The following is a 2,652-nucleotide window of genomic DNA, read 5'->3' as shown; positions in this document are numbered from 1 at the left end:
TGTCGTCTGCCATGAGCATGGGACCGCTGTGAGCTGATTTCTGCCAGGTGCATGGGACCACCTGGATTGCCAGTTATGGGACCACCCGGCGCGTCGTGTCGGGTGGTCTTCTGGTTGCCCGTTCGATGCGGGCATGGCATTTCGGGAGGTCAGTGTGTACGAGGTTCGTGAGGTGCTCCGGGTCTGGCTCGGCGCGGGTAGCGCGGGGCCGGCACCCGGGCTGCGGACGATCGCCGCCCGCAGCGGAGTCGATCGTAAAACGGTGCGCCGGTATGTGGAGGCAGCGCAGGCTGCGGGCCTTCGACGGTCGGACCCGCCGGAACGGATCGACGACGAGTTGGTCGGCGCGGTCCTGGAAACGGTACGACCGGCACGCCCGGCCGGTCATGGCGCGGCGTGGGAGGCGTTGGTGCCGTTCGAGGAACAGATCCGTGCGTGGGTGAACGGCGACGGTGAGACGAAACCGTTGTCGGTGACGAAGATCGAGATCTTGCTGACCCGGCAGGGCTGTACGGTTCCGTACCGGACGTTGCACCGATTCGCTACGGAGCGTTGCGGTTTCGGATCGAGGGAGACGACGGTACGGGTTGTCGACGGCGACCCGGGTGTGGAGTGCCAACTCGACTTCGCCTACATGGGGATGCTCGACGATCCGGATACCGGTCGGCGGCGGAAGGTGCACGCGTTGATCTTCACCGCGGTCTACTCCCGGCACCAGTTCGTGTGGTTGACGTTCTCGCAGACGCTGACGGCGGTGATCGCCGGCTGCGAGGCGGCGTGGGGGTTCTTCGGCGGCGTGTTCGCGGTGATCATCCCCGACAATCTGAAACCTGTTGTCAACCAAGCAGATCAGTTTAGTCCGGTCCTGTCGTCGGGGTGGCTGGACTACAGCCAGCACGTCGGTTTCGGCACCGACCCGGCCCGGGTGCGGTCCCCGAAGGACAAACCGAAGGTCGAACGCGCCGTGCAGTACGTGCGCGGCAACTTCTGGGCCGGTGAGCGTTTCACCGACCTCGCCGACGCCCAGGACCGGGTGGTGCGGTGGTGCGCCGAGACAGCGGGGATGCGGATGCACGGCACGATCTGCGCCCGCCCGCTCGAGGTGTTCATCGCCGACGAGCAGCCGAAGCTGCTGCCGTTGCCGGCAGTGGCGTACGACCCGCCGATTCTGAAAACAGTGAAGGTGCACAAAGACTTCCACGCCGAGATCGGGAAAGCCCTGTACTCGCTGCCCGGGCAGTGGATCGGCTCGACACTCGACGCCCGCGCCGACCGCGAGCTGGTGAAGTTCTACCACCGCGGCCAACTGGTCAAGGCCCACCCACGCCAGCCCGCGGGTGGACGCCACACCGACCCGAGCGACCTGCCCGAACACAAGGCCGGATACGCCATGCGCGACCTCGACACGCTCGTCGCCACCTGCGCCGGGCACGGCCCCAACATCGGGATCTACGCCGAACGGATCCTCGACGACCCGCTGCCCTGGACCCGCATGCGCAGCGTCTACGGTCTGCTCGGCCTGGTCAAACGCTACGGTGCCGGGCCGGTCGAGGCTGCATGCGACACCGCCCTGACCCTCGACGTGATCTCCGTCCGCAAGATCACCTCGATGCTCGAACGTGCCACCGAGACCACACCACCCGCCCTGCCCGCCGCCGCCGGCGCCGGACCGACCCGCTTCACCCGAGACCCCTCCGAATTCGCCACCCCGAGAACGCATCTGCATGCCGTGCCCAACTCCGACCACACCAGCCAGGAGCGCAACCGATGACCACCACCGGCAACCACCGGACCACCCCCTCGCCCGCCGACCCGATCGGCCCCGACACGATCGCACTGCTCAAAGCCCTCAAACTCGGGGCGCTCGCCGACACCCTCGGCCAACGTGCGGCACTGGCCCGGCAACACAACCTCTCCCACATCTCGTTCCTGGAATCCCTCCTCTCCGACGAGGTTTCACGGCGACAGTCCCGATCAGCGGCCCTGCGCTCGACGAAAGCCGGCCTCGACCAGACCATGCGCATCGACACCTGGAACGCCGTCGACGACCTCCGCTACGACCGCGCCCTCCTCGGCGACCTGGTCTCCCTGCGGTTCGTCGACGCCGGACAATCCGCGATCATCCTGGGACCCGTCGGCGTCGGAAAGACCCACCTCGCAACAGGACTCGGACACATCGTGATCGGGCGGCACCTCAACACCGTGCTGTTCTCCCGCGCCGACAAACTGTTCGCGCGACTACGCGCCGCACGCCTCGACAACACCGTCGACGCCGAACTCCGCAGACTGACCACCATCGACGTCCTCATCATCGACGACTTCGCCCTCAGACCCCTCGACGCCACCGAAACCAACGACTTCTACGAACTCGTCGTCGAACGCCACAAGGTCCGCACCACCATCGTCACATCCAACCGCGAACCCGCCGAATGGCTCACCATGACCGCCGACGCCCTGCTCGCACAATCCGCCATCGACCGCCTCACAAGCAACGCCCACACCCTCGTCATCGAAGGCCCCTCCTACCGACAACGCACCCGACCCAGCCACCGCCTTGACGCCACCACCGACCAGGTGCATCCTCACTAACGCACTCCAAGGTGGTCCCATGCTCGTGGCAAGCAGGTGGTCCCATCACCCTGGCAAATGACA

2 protein-coding genes are annotated in these 2,652 nt (G+C 66.5%); both read left to right on the top strand.

Annotated features, from left to right (window positions below; all coding sequences use genetic code 11):
* The first annotated feature begins 133 nt into the window (after positions 1-133).
* On the top strand, positions 134-1,771 hold the full coding sequence (gene istA, locus JGU71_RS29560) for an IS21 family transposase (RefSeq protein ID WP_199708707.1): 1,638 nt from the start codon (positions 134-136) through the stop codon (positions 1,769-1,771).
* A complete protein-coding gene (locus tag JGU71_RS29555; RefSeq protein WP_199708706.1) occupies positions 1,768-2,589 on the top strand; it encodes an ATP-binding protein in 822 nt (273 codons plus the stop codon). The genes istA and JGU71_RS29555 overlap by 4 nt, the downstream gene beginning before the upstream one ends.
* Positions 2,590-2,652: the final 63 nt, after the last annotated feature.

The organism is Antrihabitans stalagmiti (genome assembly GCF_016482825.1).
Lineage (GTDB): Bacteria > Actinomycetota > Actinomycetes > Mycobacteriales > Mycobacteriaceae > Antrihabitans > Antrihabitans stalagmiti.
The sequence above is the reverse complement of the archived record's forward strand: the minus strand, read 5'-3'. Positions and strand labels throughout refer to the sequence as shown.